Below are 16,881 nucleotides of genomic sequence, written 5' to 3' on the forward strand. Positions count from 1 at the left end.
TTTTTCTATTGCATAAATTTTTGCCTCATGATGAAAGTGTTCCTTTAACTGTTAGAGCTAACTGTTTGAGTGTAAAAGGTTTAGATAAAAAACCAAAAACAGCATCTTGTGGAAGATTTTTAGCAAAAGCATCTTTTGCATATCCAGAAACGAAAAGAAATTTGATATCAGGATAGTTTTTACGTACTTCCTTCAATAAAGTGGGCCCATCCATTTCTGGCATCACTACGTCGGAAACAATAATATCAACAGCTCCTTTTTGTTCCTCAAGAATAGAGAGTGCCTCCACCCCACTCGCTGCCTCTAAAACCGTATATCCTCTCATTTGAAGAGCTCTTACCCCCCCCATTCTAACCGCATCTTCATCTTCAACCAATAAAACAGTCGCAAATCCTGTTAAGTCTATATTTTTATCTTTTTCTTCATCTTTTTCAATCTTTTGAGAAATTTCTCCTTTTATATTGGGGATATAACGGGGAAGAAAAATATGAAATGTTGCTCCTTCACCTTCTTTACTTTCACAATAAATGCACCCACCGCTCTGCTTGATAATTCCATAAACCATTGATAAACCAAGGCCTGTTCCTTTTCCAACTTCTTTTGTTGTAAAAAATGGCTCAAACATTTTTTCTTGTATAGCAGCAGATATACCAGCCCCTGTATCTGAAATAGTCAATTGCACATACTCACCAATTACTAAACCAAGATGATTAAATTCAGCACTTTGTTGCTTTGTAATATTGTTTGTCGCAATCGTAACAATACCTCCATCTAACATGGCATCACGCGCATTAATAACCAAATTCATAATAACACGCTGAAAAGATGCTTGATCAACTTCAACACTCCACAAATCTCTTCCATGGATAATTTTTAACTGAATATTATTTCCCAAGAGTGGTACAATAAGATTGCGAATATCCGATAAAAATTCAGTAAAATCAACTTCTTCAGGTCGAAGTGTTTGCTTTCTAGAAAAAGCTAATAATTGCTGTACAAGAGCAGCTGCACGATTAGCATTATTTTTAATATTGATCAGATCAGCATGAGCAGGATCAGAACTACGATGCGTATTTAAAAGAAGATCACACGACATTAAAATTGCTGTTAAAACATTATTAAAATCATGAGCAATGCCGCCAGCCAATTGTCCAACAGCTTGCATTTTCTGACTTTGCATCATTTTATCTTCAAGCGTTTTTTGTTCGGTTGTTTCAATCACAGAGACAATAAGTAAATCTTGCAATGCATCACCATGATAGGGCGGTACAGACATAATATGAAGCCGTAAATGGCATTCTTCATTTTTTTCCAAAACAGTTTCTAGAGAAACAAAATAATTTTTATTTGTCGCGATTCTCTGAAAAGAACGCTCTAACTGCACACAATCACGACGAGAAATAACATCATAAAAATTGACTGCTTTGTCCACACATCCCGTGAGTGATGAAAAAGCTTTATTCATATGAACCAATTGCCCTTCATGATCCACCACGGCTATTGCAAAAGGACTCGCATCAAAATATTCTCCTAATATAGTGGGTAATTTTAATTGATCGTCCTCTTCTTTTTGTATTTGTTGTGGAATGATCACAATGCGATAAACGGCTTCCTCTTCTAAGAGAGAAGAAACAGAGATAAGACAATGGAATATTTTCTCACAAGTCGCTTGTGAATTTAAACATAACGAAAACTTATAAGGTAATGAGTAACCTGAACTTTGATATCTGTTGGTTTGCAAACAGATATCACTCCATGAGCTCTTAGCGCCAACGCTATCAAATAACGAATCAAAATTATATTGACCAATTGAGAAACTCGCTAAATCAATTGAAAACCATTCGGCAAAAACCGCATTAGCATAAAGAATAGTTCCTTGTGTATTAACTGATACAAAACCAATAGGAGCTTGATCCAAGTGATTGATAGCCTCTTGAAGGTTCGAGAAAAAAACTTCTCGCGTTTGTTGTAAATGCGAAATATCAGCAATACGCCAAAATAAAAGCTTTTTTTTCTGTTTTGTGATAGGTTGAACAGAAATATTATACCAAACAGATTTTTTTGGTGTAGCATCGGTAAAAATTGGTTGTTCTACTCTTAATTCCTCTTGCGCTGCAAGATTATTACAGGCTGCAACCTTTAAGCGATACGAAAGTGCGCCAGCTCCTGGAAGATCAGCAATAACCATATAACAAGACACTTCAGGCTTATAGGTCAGAATTTTTCGATAGTTTTGATTAGAATAATAAACAAAACCAGAAAGGTCAGAGATTACAATTGCATCATCGCTCCCATTAAAGATGCTAAAATCAAAATCTTCATGCAACCACACATGGTATCTTAAAATTCCCATTCCACACAAAACAAGTGTTGCAACGCCGATAATTGCTAGAATCAAAAAAGATATCAATATAGCCTTTTGCAAATAGCTTTGTGGATAAAAAAAACCTAAAATACCCACAATGAAAAGAGAAACTAATATAAAAACAACACTAAAAATCACAACTCTTCGATGAACAGAAGACGCTGATCTTTTATTATTATCAAAACCTTTATCCATCTCTCATTGCCTTAGATTTAGTTGTTTCTTATATCACAAAACTTCCTTTATATTCATTGTTATAAAGTATATACTATGATATTATCTCTAAGAAAGCTCACTTAATGTTAAAAAGTTTATTTCTTGTATTTAAGTGAACCTTTTAAGGGTGTGTTTATAAATTTATCTCGATAAAAAACGATATTTTCACACAAAAATGGGAGAAAATCTATGTATATCTGGTTATCAGAGCAAATAGGTGTATCTGCTGCGAAAATAACGATAAGCTTTTTGTTTTTTATAATAACAATCGTTGCTATTACCATAATTATCTTGTTTTTACGTCGTTTAAGTACGAGAAGATTCAGCATTAATAGAAAAAAAAGTCTATCACGATTAGCATTATGTGAAGTAATTTCTATAGATCGAGCACGCCGCCTTGTTTTAGTCCGTTGCGATAATAAAGAACATTTGCTCCTTATTGGTGGATTAACAGATGTGGTTGTAGAATCCGATATTACCGGTACATCAAAAATACAAAAGGGAGAAACGCTCACACATCCCAATTCCGCCCCTACAGAAAGAAACGATATACCGGATAAAAATCCCTCTCCTTTTACGAATCAAGCGGTAAAAGATTCAGCAATTACCGCCGAAATTGAGGGACGGCAAGAACCATCTTTATTCATTCCTACCCCTCAAAAATAAAAATATACAATTTTATCACCACGAGTTTTGTTTGTTTATCATTTCAATGACCTTAATCATCGCGATAAACTCTTTCACGTCGTTCGTGACGTTCTTGCGCTTCCAATGACAAAACGGCTATTGGCCGAGCCTCAAGACGCTTTATACTAATGGGTTCGCCGGTTTCTTCACAAAAGCCATATGTCCCATTATCAATGCGCTCTAAAGCAGCATCTATTTTTGAAATAAGTTTCCTCTGACGATCCCGCGCACGTAATTCGATTGTACGATCAGTTTCACAAGAAGCCCTATCAGTCAAATCAGGTTGACCAACATTCTCTTCCTGCAAATTTTCCAAAGTCTCACGAGCTTCTTTTAATATATCATTCTTCCAAGAAACCAATTTAGCACGAAAATACGCCTTTTGCCGCTCATTCATAAAAGGCTCATCTTCACTAGGGCGATATTGACCATCAATCTCTTCGCTCATGCAATAAAAAACCTCCACATATGCTATGTGCGGTCTATATATTGTGCAATACCCATCAACACAAGAGTAAAATGTTTTTTCATAACAATCTACAAATATGTCTAAATACACTGTTTAGATTTGATCGCTTTTCTATGTAGATTGGATTCTTGATCAAATCTCATCCAGAACATTTTTCTTGCTTACTGAGAAACTTCAAAAAGAAGGAAATCTAATATCAGATATCAGAGTCATCACTCCCCTGCTTTCTCATCGTTTAAAATCTAAATGAAGCAACAATAAATCATTTCAGCAATGCAAAAAAATAAAATCTTTATAAAGGCAAAGTGTGATATTCACGTTTTAAATACATCAAAGCATCTTTTTCTTTATTACAGTTGATTGCAACAACCTCACCAATTAAAACACAATGGGTTGCGTGCTCGTGCCAACAAATCAAACGACAATCAAACGACGCTAGAGCGTCTGAAAGACTAGGCGCCCCCGTTTGCAAAACTCCCCATTGAGCAGCATCAAAACGCTCATTTTGTGTAAGAGTGCAACACCTCGAAAAAACATCCGCTAATGAACGATGTTTTCCTGCCAAGCTATTAACACAAAAATTTCCATTCTCCATAAACACCTGATTCTTTAAATTATGGCGCATGAGACAAACAAGAAGGGTTGGAGGATTATCAGATAAAGAACAACACGCCGAAACAGTCACCCCGCGTCTTCCCTTAATGCCATTTGTTGTCACAATATGCACAGCTCCTGCAAAAAGACTCATGGCATCTCGATATTCTTGGGAAGAAACCGCAATATTATGTTGAAGTTCAGGCATCAAATATGTTTTATGATTCGACATATCTTTCACTTATAAAGCTTTAAAATTTCAAGCGATCTTTCCATAACAAAGACCTATAATACATATTTTTTCTTTTCCGTCATAACACAAAAGATATTTGTGTATACACAGCGATATGATAAAAACAGCCAATCAAGGAGATTTTAATGCCCCATTCTCATCTCATTTCGCCTTCACTCTTGGCTTCTGATTTTTCTAAACTTGGACAAGAAATGTTAGATGTTGTTGATGCTGGTGCAGATTGGCTTCATCTTGATATCATGGATGGACACTTTGTTCCTAACATCACCTTTGGTCCTGAAATAGTCAAGGCTCTGCGCCCATTAACCAAAGCAACATTTGATGTCCACCTGATGATCGCACCGGTAGCCCCTTATTTGGAAGCTTTTGCAAAAGCGGGTTCAGATATTATAACCATTCATGCTGAAGCAAGTCCACATCTTCATCGTTCATTACAAACAATAAAAAAAATGGGAAAAAAAGCAGGAATTGCACTCAATCCAAGCACCCCTGAACATGTACTTGAATATTTGCTTGATCAATTAGATCTCATTCTCATCATGACTGTTAATCCCGGTTTTGGTGGACAAAGTTTTATTCCAGAAATAAAAGATAAAATTAAGCGCGTTAAAAGCATGATTGCAAACCGCCCTATTGATCTTGAAGTTGATGGTGGTATCACCGTTGATACAATTGGGATAGCTGCAAAAGCTGGTGCAAATGTATTTGTCGCAGGCTCTGCAATTTATAAAAACGGAAATAAAGAGCTTTACAAAACACGTATTAATGCATTGCGCCAAGCCGCAATCCTCTCACAAGAAGGAAAAAAATAATGATCGCACGTTATTCCCGCCCTGCAATGGTAGCAATTTGGTCTCCAGAAACAAAATATCGTATTTGGTTTGAAATTGAAGCCCATGCCTGTGATGCCCTTGCTCACTTAGGGATTATTCCGAAAGAAGCCGCCAAAGTCATTTGGGAAAAAGGGGCAGTAGCTAAATTTGATATCAATCGCATTGATGAAATTGAAGCAATTACCAAACATGATGTTATCGCATTTCTGACCCACCTAGCTGAATTCATTGGACCAGAGGCACGTTTTATCCACCAAGGCATGACATCATCTGATGTTCTAGATACAACGCTAAACATTCAATTGATGCGTGCTAGTGATATTTTGCTAGAGGATATAGATCAACTTCTTGAAGCATTAAAAAGACGTGCTTTTGAGCATAAAGAGACAATCACCATTGGGCGGAGTCATGGCATTCATGCTGAACCGACAACATTTGGAATCAAGTTTGCTCTCGCATACGCTGAATTTTCCCGTTGTCGCAAACGTCTTCTTGCAGCACGAGAAGAAATTTCTACTTGCGCAATTTCAGGAGCTGTAGGAACTTTTGCAAATATCGATCCCCGCGTTGAAGAACATGTAGCAAAAGCCTTGAGGATGCGTGCTGAACCGGTTTCCACTCAAGTAATACCAAGAGATCGTCATGCTATGTTTTTTGCAACACTTGGTGTTATTGCTTCCTCTATTGAAAGGTTAGCAATAGAAATACGCCATTTACAACGAACAGAAGTTCTTGAAGCAGAGGAACATTTCTCACCTGGGCAAAAAGGTTCATCGGCAATGCCTCATAAACGTAATCCAGTTTTAACAGAAAATTTAACTGGATTAGCCCGCATGGTACGTGCATTTGCACTCCCAGCCATGGAAAATATTGCACTTTGGCATGAACGCGATATTTCTCATTCATCTGTTGAGCGTTATATTGCTCCAGATGCGACTATTACACTTGATTTTGCTCTTTCTCGCCTCACATCTGTCATTGAAAATCTCATTGTCTATCCAGAAAATATGCAAAAAAATCTCAATAAATTCCGCGGTCTTGTTCACTCACAACGGGTGCTTTTAGCACTCACGCAAGCAGGAATCAGTCGTGAAGATTCTTATCGGATTGTACAACGAAATGCGATGAAAGTTTGGGAACAAGGAAAAGATTTCTTAGAAGAACTCCTCAACGACAAAGATGTTACCAAAGCTTTAAGTGAAGAAGAACTTCGTGAAAAATTTGATCTTTCTTACCACACCAAACATATCAATACGATTTTTAAACGTGTTTTTGAAGAACAATAAAGGCGACATAGAAAACCCAAATCTATTCTACCTATGATCAAAAATCTATTGTAACAAAGAAAACAATTCATGAAAGCAAATCAACTCGATATTCTTATTGTTCCTGGCTACAAAGGATCTGGTCCAGATCATTGGCAAACACGCTGGGAAAAAAAATTGTCGACGGCCCGCCGCATTGAACAACTCCATTGGTCAAAGCCTGTTTGTGAAGAGTGGGTTAACAAAATTAAAACTGCCATCGCAAAAGCTCAAAGGCCTGTTATGCTTATTGCTCATTCATTAGGAGTTCCCAGCGCTATTCATGCAACGGTACAAAATACAGAAAAAATTTGCGGCGCTTTCTTTGTTGCACCTCCAGATGTCTCCAATGAGAAAATACGTCCCAAACATTTAATGACATTTGGCCCCTATCATCGTCAAAAACTGCCTTTTCCTTCTATTGTCATAGCCAGTCGCAACGATGAGTTTTGTCAATTTTCAGTAGCAGAAAAAATTGCCAATGATTGGGGATCACTCTTTGTTGATGCTGGGTATTCTGGCCATATTAACGCAGAATCCGGACACGGACCTTGGCCTGAAGGGCTTATGGTCCTCTCTCACTTTCTTGCAAAAATTTGATCAAAGAGAGGTAATCTTCTTTCTCATCACTTATGTATCTTCACCTTTGGGTAGACGTGTAATGACAAAAATTATAAAAGTATCATAGCAATATCATTGAGAAATTCTATCAATTAGGATAGTATCATTCACCAATGTTATTAAAACCTCTCAAGATAAATAGAGAATCATGATGAATCGTCGCCACCGTATCTATGAAGGCAAGGCTAAAATTTTATATGAAGGACCTGAACCAGGAACTTATATTCAATTTTTTAAAGATGATGCAACTGCCTTTAATGCAAAAAAACATGAGATTATCGACGGAAAAGGGGTTTTAAACAACCGAATTTCGGAACATATCTTTAGCCATCTTGGGCGTTTGGGCATCCCAACACATTTTATCAAACGTATAAACATGCGCGAACAGCTTATTAAAGCAGTGGAAATCATTCCGTTGGAAGTTGTTGTTCGCAATGTTGCTGCCGGCTCTCTTGCTAAGCGTTTAGGACTGGAAGAAGGAACCCCGCTTCCGCAAGCCATCATTGAGTTCTACTATAAAAATGATTCTCTCGATGATCCTATGGTAACGGAAGAACATATCACAGCTTTTGGGTGGGCTGTCCCACAAGAGCTAGAAGATATCATGCAACTTTCAATTCGTGTTAATGATTTTCTTTCTGGGCTTTTTGCCGGTGTTAACATCCAATTAATTGATTTTAAAATGGAATTTGGTCGCCTGTGGGAAGATGAAACGATGCGTATTGTTCTTGCTGATGAAATCTCACCTGATTCTGCACGACTATGGGATATGCACACACAAGAAAAAATGGATAAAGACCGTTTTCGTCGTGATATGGGTGGGCTTATTAATGCCTATCAAGAAGTTGCCAAACGCCTTGGTATTATGAATGAAAACGAACCAACACGACCAAGTGGTCCCGTTCTCGTAAAGTAAAAACAGGGCAAAAAAACATCACCTTATATAAATACCCCTCTTCAAAGGAGAGGTTCTTTTAACAAGCAGGAAGCAAAAAATGAAAGCACGCATTACGGTTACTTTAAGAGAAAGCGTTCTTGATCCACAAGGAGAAGCAATTGTCGGTGCTTTAAAAAGTTTAGCTTTCGAAGGCATTCAATCCATTCGTCAAGGAAAGGTTTTTGATATTGTTCTTGATGATCTACCTTCTGAAACCGCAAAGAAAAAACTTGAACAAATGTGTGAAGAGTTACTCGCAAATACTGTCATTGAAAATTATACAATCGAACTTTTTTAAGTGGAACACTCATGAAAACTGCCATCATTCAACTTCCTGGATTAAATCGTGATCGAGATATGGTTGCAGCATTACACCATATAACGGGAGTTGAGCCACTAAAAATTTGGCAAACAGAAACAACAATTCCAGATGTAGATGTTATTATTATTCCTGGTGGTTTTTCCTATGGCGACTACTTAAGATGTGGTGCTATTGGAGCGCGAACTCCCATCTTAAAAGCCATTCGTGAAAAAGCACAAGAAGGTACTACAATAATAGGTATCTGTAATGGATTTCAAATTTTGTTGGAAGCAGGATTATTACCTGGAACTTTAATGCGTAACGCTTCTTTAAAATTTGTTTGTCGTGAAATCAAACTTGAAGTCGTTAACGCCAAGACGAAATTTTCTCGATATTATTCTCAAGGACAAATTATTCGTTGTCCTGTTGCCCATCACGATGGAAATTATTTTGTTGATAGTGAAACATTAAAGCAAATGGAAGACAATGAACAAATTGTTTTTCGCTATGCAGAAAATACAAACCCGAACGGATCAATGAAAGATATTGCTGGTATTGTTAATAAAGCTGGTAATATTCTTGGTATGATGCCTCATCCTGAAAACTTTATTGAACCCGCCCACGGAGGTATTGACGGTCGTTTACTTTTTCAAAGTGCTTTAGAGTTGGTAAATGGATGATGTTGCAAAAATACTCGCGCTCCATGATTGTCAAAAACAAGGATCTATACTATTCCTCGCATCGTAAATCTATGAACAAAGCTCTTCACAAACAACAATGGATATTATTTTCTAAACACATAAGTATTTAAGACCATTTTAGTCTTAAATCCCACCAAACAAACGAACAAAAACTTCAGATTAATATCTATAGCTATTTATTATTAAACAACATTATTGCTTATAATATAAGCTACTAGATTAAAAAAATAAAAATGCTAAATTTCGATTAATTTAACGGATAAATACTCATGAAGCCTTGCAATAACATCATTATTACACCAGAACTCATTGCACAACACGGGCTAAAAGAGGATGAATATCAACGTATCCTGACGTTAATCGATAGAGAACCAACATTTACTGAACTAGGAATTTTTTCTGCAATGTGGAACGAACATTGTTCCTATAAATCATCTAAAAAATGGCTAAAGACTCTTCCGACAGAAGGAAAATGTGTCATCCAAGGACCTGGTGAAAATGCTGGTGTTGTCGATATTGGCGAAGGGCAATGTGTTGTTTTCAAAATGGAAAGCCATAACCACCCTTCTTATATTGAACCTTATCAAGGTGCAGCGACAGGTGTTGGTGGTATTTTACGTGATGTCTTTACAATGGGAGCCCGTCCTGTTGCTGCTATGAATGCATTGCGATTTGGTGCTCCTGACCACCCACGAACACGCCATCTTGTTTCTGGTGTTGTTTCTGGAATTGGTGGTTACAGCAATGCTTTCGGCGTTCCAACTATTGGTGGAGAAGTAAATTTTGATGAGCGTTATAATGGCAATATCCTTGTTAACGCTTTTGTCGCCGGTATTGCAAAGACAAATGCCCTTTTTTATTCTAAAGCGCAAGGTATTGGACTCCCTGTTGTTTATCTTGGTGCAAAAACAGGACGTGATGGTGTCGGTGGAGCAACAATGGCTTCTGCTGAATTTGATGATTCAATCAGTGAAAAACGCCCAACTGTTCAAGTAGGTGATCCTTTTACAGAAAAATGTCTCCTTGAAGCATGTTTAGAGCTCATGGAACTTGGAGCCGTAGTTGCTATTCAAGATATGGGGGCAGCAGGACTCACCTCTTCTGCCGTTGAAATGGGTGCAAAAGGAAATCTAGGGATACAGCTTAATCTCGATACAGTTCCTGTTCGAGAAGAAAACATGACAGCCTATGAAATGATGCTTTCTGAAAGTCAAGAGCGTATGCTCATGGTTCTTAAACCAGAACTAGAAAAGCAAGCAGAAGCAATTTTTCATAAGTGGGGGCTGCATTTTTCTATCATTGGAAAAACAACCGATGATTTACGTTTTCGTGTATTTCATCAAGGAGAAGAAGTTGTCAATCTTCCCATCAAAGAGCTTGGTGATGAAGCGCCTGTTTATGATCGTCCTTGGAGTGAACCGGCAAAAAAAACACCCTTGAAAGCAGAAGACGTCAAAAAAGTTGAAAATCTTGGTGATGCGCTTTTGACCTTATTGAATTCTGCTGATCAAAGTTCACGGCGATGGGTTTATGAACAATATGATACCCTTATCCAAGGAAATAGCCTTGTTTGTCCAGGAGGTGATGCAGGCGTTATCCGTGTAGGAAACAACAGCAAACGTGCTCTTGCTTTTTCTTCTGATGTAACACCTCGCTATTGTGAAGCAGACCCTTATGAAGGAGGAAAACAAGCTGTCGCAGAATGCTGGCGAAACATTAGTACGACAGGTGCAACACCACTGGCTGCGACAGATAATCTCAATTTTGGTAACCCTGAAAAACCTGAAATTATGGGACAGCTGGTTTTAGCTATTAAAGGTATAGGAGAAGCTTGTAGAATCCTCGATTTTCCTATCGTTTCAGGCAATGTTTCTCTTTACAACGAAACAAATGGGGAAGCCATTCTTCCAACCCCCACAATTGCTGGTGTAGGCCTTCTTAATGATTGGTCTAAAATGGTAACAATAAGTGGTATGCAAAATGGAGATATTCTTGTTTTAGTAGGAAATTGCGGCTCCCATTTAGGACAATCAATTTATGCACGTAACATTTTAAATATTGATGCAGGTACCCCCCCCCCTGTAGATTTACAACTTGAAAAAAAGCATGGTCAATTTGTTCGAGATGCCATTAATAGCGGTTTTGTTCACGCCGCCCATGACCTTTCTGACGGAGGATTAGCGATAGCACTTGCTGAAATGGTGATTAAAGCAGGTAAAGGAATCAAAGTAACGTTAAGCAATAAATCACCCTATCATGCAGAACTTTTTGGAGAAGACCAAGGACGTTATCTTTTAGCCGTCAAACCTCACTCTCTCAATAGTCTTAAAGAGCGTGCACAAATCAATACAGTTTCTTTAACAGAGCTAGGTCAAGTTGAGGGAACTTCTCTCAATATAGATGGGATATTAACACTTTCAGTAGACAAACTCACAAAAGCCTATGAAAACTGGTTTCCACAATTTATGGGTGAAGAGTAAAAATTGTTTTTTTCTCTTAAACAGCCTTTATAAAAAATGAATAACATAGGAGAATAATGATGGCAATGAGTGCCCATGCAATTGAAACGCTTATTCGTGAAGGCATTCCTGATGCTACTGTAACAATTCGTGATCTTGCTGGAGATGGGGAACATTACGCTGCAGAAGTTATTTCTGAAAGTTTTCGTGGTAAAACCCGTATTCAACAACATAAAATGGTCTATGATGCCCTTAAAGGCAATATGGGAAATGACCTTCACGCCTTAATGTTGCAAACAAATATCCCAAAATAATCTAAAATTTCTTCTTGCATTCACTCATTTAATACGATTAAAAACAGTATGAATATAAATTACACACTTATAAAAATCTGAAATATCGAGGGATAAAAATGACCACTGTTCATGATTTTATTGACAACGAGATTAAAACAAACGACGTCATTTTATTCATGAAAGGAACACCTGACGCTCCGCAATGCGGGTTTTCAGGACAAGTTGTTAAAATCCTTGACTATTTAGGATTGAATTATAAAGGAATTAATATCTTAACTTCTAACGAATTGCGTCAAGGAATTAAAGATTACTCAAATTGGCCAACAATTCCACAGCTGTATATCAAGGGTGAATTTGTCGGAGGCTGTGATATTGTTAAAGAGATGTTTCAAAACAATGAGTTACAGGAACTTTTGAAAGAAAAAAATATTCCCTGTAATCAATCATAGGTATCTTTCATTTTATTCAGACTCTTAAAAAGAGCTGTTTTCAGACGAAATTTCTATTTCAAGGATGCCATATGTCATATTCAGTCGATGAACAAACGCATAGTGATGCGATTAGAAAAAAAATTGGCTATAAAGAATTTGTTATTCTTATTGCTTCGCTCATGGCTATTAACGCTATAGCTGTTGATATTATGCTGCCAGCTATGCCTAATATTTTAGATGGCTTAAATGTTCTCAATGAAAATGATCAACATTATATCATTTCGAGTTATCTTATTAGCTATGGTATTGCTCAAATATTTTTCGGTCCAATAAGCGATAGGTATGGACGACGTAAACTTATTCTTATTGGTCTTGCTTTTTATTCATTTACGGCGATTGGCTGTGCCTTTGTAACTGATTTTTCTCTCTTACTTATTTTGCGTATCTTACAAGGTATTGGAGGAGCTGCTATGCGGGTTCTTACAGTTTCCGTCGTACGTGATCTTTACAGTGGTCGAAAAATGGCAGAAGTTATGTCTATTGTTATGATGGTTTTTCTTGTTGCACCAATGGTTGGTCCCGCAACAGGACAGATCATTTTACTGCTCGGACATTGGCAATATATTTTTATTTTCATGGCAATGATTGGTTTCGGGTTGATGATTTGGATTCAATTCCGCTTGCCGGAAACTCTTTATGCGCAACGCTCTCTTTCCTTTTCTTCAGTCAAACATAATTTATGGATTGTAATAACCAATCGCACAACACTTTGCTATACACTAGCAACTTCGATTATTTTAGGCTGTATCTTTACTGCCGTTAATACATCACAACAAACGTATGAAGGGATCTATAATCTAGGACTTTTGTTCCCTATTGCCTTTGCAGTTGGTGCTGCATTTCAGGCTTTCTCATCATTCATGAACTCTCAACTCGTTGGACGCCTTGGAATGCGGCGTATTGCTCATACTATGCTTTTGCTCTTTTGTATCACTTCATGTGTATGGTTTATTGGCTCTATCTTAACAGATGGTATTCTTCCTTTTGCTTTTTACATGCTGTTATTCTGTATATTGATGTTTGCCTGCGGTGGCATTATGGCCAATTTCAATACACTCGCTCTCGAATCTGTGGGGGAAATTGCTGGAACAGCTTCTTCTGTATCCGGCTTTCTTCAAACATCTATCGGTGCAGGACTCAGCTTTTTTATTGCCCAACAATTTGATGAAACAACCATCCCAAACTCAGCAGGATTTTTCTTTTTGAGTCTCGCTGCCATACTTCTCGTCTTATGGGCTGAACGTGGGCATCTTTTTAGGCAATATCATAGCAATCCTAACGAATAAATATTACTACGAAAGATTAATAACATCTCTCTTGAACAATAAGGAGATAAACCGATCAGACAAATAAAACATCTCCAAATAGAACACTCTTGTGTTAAACAATCACATTGTTTGTTTAAAGGTACAACTCTGTTTGTTTAAAGATACAGCTCTCAAAATATCAAATCATTTCACGACAGCCCCCATAAATGCTGTAATGTTAAAAAACAGTTTTGATTGATTTAACCTGAACAAGATCGAAATAGAAAAAAACTCACGCTTTAGGTTTTTCTTTCAATATAAAAATAATAAATTATCCTTATAAATTAATATCTTACACAATCATGAAACCATAGGGAATTTTCCCCATTTATAAAATACATTTAATTAATAAATTTTCCTGATTTTGGAAATCCTTTTGGAACCAAACGCCCGACGCCTGCACGCGTTCCCATCCATTCAAAGAGATCGTCCGCCTGACGGTTAAAGATTCGTTCAGCTGTATCTTGCCAACTTAAGCCTTCTGATAAATTAAAAGTCTTGGCATCAACAACACCACCTTCTTTATAACGCTGTAAACGAACACCTTTACCGCGATTCATTTCTGGTATTTGTTCAATAGAAAAAATAAGCATTTTACGGTTCTCACCAACCACCGCAACATGATCACCATTTACTTGAACACAAAGCTTTACCTTATCAGGAGCTTTCACATTCATCACTTGCTTTCCTTTTCGTGTATTGGCGATCACTTCTGCAGAAGAAACAATAAAACCATTACCGTGAGATGAAACCAAGAGCAATTTTTCCTCAGCGTGATGCACAAAAGCTGTAAGAACATCGTGCTCATCATCCATATCAACTAAAAGACGAATAGGTTCACCATGTCCCCGCCCTCCAGGTAAACTATTTGCACCAATAGCAAAAAACTTTCCCCCCGTACTTATCAGCACAATCTTGTCGGTCGTAAATGCTGGAAATGCTAACTTTAAACTGTCTCCTTCTTTAAAAGAAAGTGCTTTATAATCGCTCAAATGTCCCTTCAAAGCACGCATCCATCCCTTTTCAGAAATAACAATAGTAATCGGCTCTTTTTCGATCATTGCCTGTTGAATATCATCAAGATCATGTCTAGGTGCCTCTTCAAATGTCGTACGTCTTTTCCCTAAGAGTGTTTCAGGACCAAAAGTATTTCGAACTTTTTTGATTTCTTCTGAAATTATTTTCCATTGTTTTATAGGAGAAGCCAACAAATTCTGTAGCTTTTCTTTTTCAGCTTTCAAACTTTCAAATTCTTTACGAATTTCAAATTCCTCAAGCTTACGCAAAGAACGCAAGCGCATATTAAGAATAGCTTCAGCTTGATTTTCTGTTAATTCAAAACGACTAATCAGCTGCTTTTTAGGTTCATCCTCTTCACGAATAATCTGAATAACCTCATCAAGATTTAAATAGGCAATAAGATATCCATGAAGAATTTCTAATCGACAATCAATTTGATCAAGCCGATAATGAGAGCGACGAATAAGGACTTCTCGACGATGTTCGAGCCATTGCTGTAAGCTCTCACGCAAAGAGAGAACATTGGGTATTTTTCCCAAAGACAAAACATTCAGATTAAGGGGAAATCTTACTTCAAAATCAGTCAATTTAAAAAGAGACTCCATAAGAAGCTCCGGATCAACCGTACGATTTTTAGGAACCAGCACGATTCTGATATCTTCTGCTGATTCATCTTGGATATCCTCAAGCATTGGCAATCGCCGTGCAAGCAATAACTCTGCTGTTTTTTCAATAAGACGTGACTTTTGAATCTGATAAGGAATTTCAGTCACAACAATCACATAAGAACCACGGCTACCCGATTCCTGATGCCAACGTGAACGCAAACGAAAGAATCCACGCCCAACACGATAAGATTCCTCAATACTTTTTTTAGGCTCAACTAAAATTCCCCCTGTCGGGAAATCAGGACCAAGAACGAATTGATTTAATTCCTCATCATTTACATCGGGATGCGCAATCAAATAGAGCGCTGCATCACAAAGCTCAGCAACATTATGAGGTGGAATAGATGTTGCCATACCAACAGCAATACCAGAAGAACCATTTGCTAAAAGATTAGGGAAAGCTCCTGGTAAAACAACAGGCTCTTCATCTTCTTCATTATAGGTTAAACGAAAATCGATAGCATTCTCATTAATTCCTTCAAGTAACAATGCAGCCACTTCAGTCATACGTGCTTCCGTATAACGCATGGCAGCAGCATTATCACCATCAATATTACCAAAATTGCCTTGCCCATCAACCAACGGATAACGAACAGCAAAACTTTGAGCCAAGCGCACCAAAGCATCATAAATAGACGCATCCCCATGAGGATGAAATTTTCCCATGACATCACCCACAATCCGCGCACATTTTGCATAAGACTGTCCAGGATTTAGTTTGAGAAGACGCATCGCATGAACAATCCGCCGGTGAACAGGCTTCAATCCATCACGTACATCAGGCAATGCACGGTGTGTAATCGTAGAAAGTGCATAAGCCAAATAACGTTCCTGTAAAGCAGAACGTAATTCTATTGGTTCAATATGTTCTTTATCAAAAGGTAAATTCATTTTATCAGACATAGTATTAAAATAACAATTCCCACAATAATAAGAAATTATTTTATAGGATTTATTTAATGAAATCTTCTATGAGTCGACTTTTTTATTAAAAGTCAATTACATAAAAACAAACGCTGCAATTAGAACATGAACAGAAAATTATATCAATTTGAAAAATTTATATATGTCTTTCCCCCCTTGTCCTAAGTAATTTATTGAAAGCTTTGTCAAATCCGACAATAACTTAACTGCTCAAAAAGAGTTATTTCATCCTTTTTGGAATGACAAAAGCACCTTTCAAACATCATCTTTTATTATAAAGACAAATTGTATAAAAACCCCATTCATTTTTTCTATGAAAAACTAAAAAAATATTCAAAGCTTATAAAATTTAAACTTTTCAGAATAAGTCCATAGAATAGAAAACCACATTATTCTCATAAAAACGAAGAGACACAATTCTCTGCTACAACATCG

Annotated in this window: 15 protein-coding genes; 11 read left to right on the plus strand and 4 right to left on the minus strand. The window is 37.2% G+C overall.

From position 1 onward, the window contains the following. Positions 1-25: 25 nt before the first annotated feature. Complete coding sequence (locus ACFIKY_RS06990) at positions 26-2,560, minus strand: response regulator (RefSeq protein ID WP_375661581.1); 2,535 nt, start codon at positions 2,558-2,560, stop codon at positions 26-28. Between the two features lie 210 nt (positions 2,561-2,770). Here ACFIKY_RS06990 and ACFIKY_RS06995 point away from each other — a divergent pair, with 210 nt between their 5' ends. Further along, entirely contained in the window at positions 2,771-3,247 is a 477-nt protein-coding gene (locus ACFIKY_RS06995) for a flagellar biosynthetic protein FliO (RefSeq protein WP_015856485.1), read from the plus strand. Between the two features lie 52 nt (positions 3,248-3,299). On the opposite strand, the gene dksA is transcribed toward ACFIKY_RS06995, so the two are convergent. Continuing rightward, positions 3,300-3,716: an RNA polymerase-binding protein DksA gene (gene dksA, locus ACFIKY_RS07000; RefSeq protein ID WP_015856486.1), complete on the minus strand. Its 417-nt coding sequence runs from the start codon at positions 3,714-3,716 to the stop codon at positions 3,300-3,302. A gap of 313 nt (positions 3,717-4,029) precedes the next feature. Continuing rightward, positions 4,030-4,563, minus strand: coding sequence for a flavin reductase (locus ACFIKY_RS07005; RefSeq protein ID WP_026500725.1), 534 nt, complete (start codon positions 4,561-4,563; stop codon positions 4,030-4,032). Positions 4,564-4,709: 146 nt separating this feature from the next. Between ACFIKY_RS07005 and rpe the strand changes: the two genes are divergently transcribed. From rpe to ACFIKY_RS07055, 10 genes are all read left to right on the plus strand, one after another. Then, positions 4,710-5,396 (plus strand): ribulose-phosphate 3-epimerase, encoded by a 687-nt coding sequence (rpe, locus tag ACFIKY_RS07010; RefSeq protein ID WP_375635909.1) that lies wholly within the window; start codon positions 4,710-4,712, stop codon positions 5,394-5,396. After that, positions 5,396-6,703 (plus strand): adenylosuccinate lyase, encoded by a 1,308-nt coding sequence (gene purB / locus ACFIKY_RS07015; RefSeq protein ID WP_375661582.1) that lies wholly within the window; start codon positions 5,396-5,398, stop codon positions 6,701-6,703. The genes rpe and purB overlap by 1 nt, the downstream gene beginning before the upstream one ends. A gap of 69 nt (positions 6,704-6,772) precedes the next feature. Beyond that, on the plus strand, positions 6,773-7,321 hold the full coding sequence (locus ACFIKY_RS07020; protein ID WP_375635908.1) for an RBBP9/YdeN family alpha/beta hydrolase: 549 nt from the start codon (positions 6,773-6,775) through the stop codon (positions 7,319-7,321). Positions 7,322-7,493: 172 nt separating this feature from the next. Continuing rightward, positions 7,494-8,258 (plus strand): phosphoribosylaminoimidazolesuccinocarboxamide synthase, encoded by a 765-nt coding sequence (gene purC / locus ACFIKY_RS07025; protein WP_375635931.1) that lies wholly within the window; start codon positions 7,494-7,496, stop codon positions 8,256-8,258. A gap of 79 nt (positions 8,259-8,337) precedes the next feature. After that, positions 8,338-8,577 (plus strand): phosphoribosylformylglycinamidine synthase subunit PurS, encoded by a 240-nt coding sequence (purS, locus tag ACFIKY_RS07030; RefSeq protein WP_375623949.1) that lies wholly within the window; start codon positions 8,338-8,340, stop codon positions 8,575-8,577. Positions 8,578-8,588: 11 nt separating this feature from the next. Then, positions 8,589-9,260, plus strand: a complete 672-nt coding sequence (gene purQ / locus ACFIKY_RS07035; RefSeq protein WP_273788188.1) for a phosphoribosylformylglycinamidine synthase subunit PurQ — start codon at positions 8,589-8,591, stop codon at positions 9,258-9,260. A 290-nt stretch (positions 9,261-9,550) separates the two neighbouring features. Further along, the gene (gene purL / locus ACFIKY_RS07040) at positions 9,551-11,761 is read left to right on the plus strand and encodes a phosphoribosylformylglycinamidine synthase subunit PurL (RefSeq protein ID WP_375661583.1); all 2,211 of its coding nucleotides are present in this window, start codon (positions 9,551-9,553) and stop codon (positions 11,759-11,761) included. Positions 11,762-11,820: 59 nt separating this feature from the next. Next, complete coding sequence (locus ACFIKY_RS07045) at positions 11,821-12,054, plus strand: BolA/IbaG family iron-sulfur metabolism protein (RefSeq protein WP_375635930.1); 234 nt, start codon at positions 11,821-11,823, stop codon at positions 12,052-12,054. A gap of 98 nt (positions 12,055-12,152) precedes the next feature. Next, positions 12,153-12,485, plus strand: coding sequence for a Grx4 family monothiol glutaredoxin (gene grxD / locus ACFIKY_RS07050; protein ID WP_375661584.1), 333 nt, complete (start codon positions 12,153-12,155; stop codon positions 12,483-12,485). Positions 12,486-12,556: 71 nt separating this feature from the next. Beyond that, on the plus strand, positions 12,557-13,813 hold the full coding sequence (locus ACFIKY_RS07055; RefSeq protein WP_375661585.1) for a multidrug effflux MFS transporter: 1,257 nt from the start codon (positions 12,557-12,559) through the stop codon (positions 13,811-13,813). A 362-nt stretch (positions 13,814-14,175) separates the two neighbouring features. Here ACFIKY_RS07055 and parC read toward each other — a convergent pair whose 3' ends face one another. After that, the gene (gene parC, locus ACFIKY_RS07060; protein WP_375635905.1) at positions 14,176-16,425 is read right to left on the minus strand and encodes a DNA topoisomerase IV subunit A; all 2,250 of its coding nucleotides are present in this window, start codon (positions 16,423-16,425) and stop codon (positions 14,176-14,178) included. Positions 16,426-16,881 lie beyond the last annotated feature (456 nt).

Origin of the sequence: Bartonella sp. CR127HXZ, assembly GCF_042194555.1 — a bacterium.
In the GTDB taxonomy this organism is placed as follows: Bacteria; Pseudomonadota; Alphaproteobacteria; order Rhizobiales; family Rhizobiaceae; genus Bartonella; species Bartonella grahamii.